The sequence below is a fragment of the Phycicoccus jejuensis genome, from assembly GCF_000720925.1.
Lineage (GTDB): Bacteria > Actinomycetota > Actinomycetes > Actinomycetales > Dermatophilaceae > Phycicoccus > Phycicoccus jejuensis.
This window is the reverse complement of sequence record NZ_JOEE01000094.1, coordinates 1-201: the sequence shown is the minus strand read 5'-3', so window position 1 is coordinate 201 and position 201 is coordinate 1. Positions and strand designations below refer to the sequence as shown.

At 72.1% G+C, this 201-nt stretch carries 1 protein-coding gene; it reads left to right on the top strand.

The features are described 5' to 3' along the window. The coding region (locus IG69_RS22615) for a hypothetical protein (RefSeq protein ID WP_036830742.1) at window positions 1–201 on the top strand (201 nt) is incomplete at both ends.

Here is a 201-nt window from a genome sequence, read left to right as displayed (position 1 = left end):
CGACAAGAACCAGAAGAAGGACGAGAACCTCGTCGACGAGGCCGCCGCACAGCAGCCGCCCAAGGCCGTCCCCGACGCCCAGACGGTGCGCCCCGGCCGCACGAGCAAGCTGCACGTCCTCGACAACGACACCGACGTCGCCGGGTCCGTGCTCGCGATCGACCAGCGCGACGTGACGGCCCCGACCCTCCGGGGCGCGAC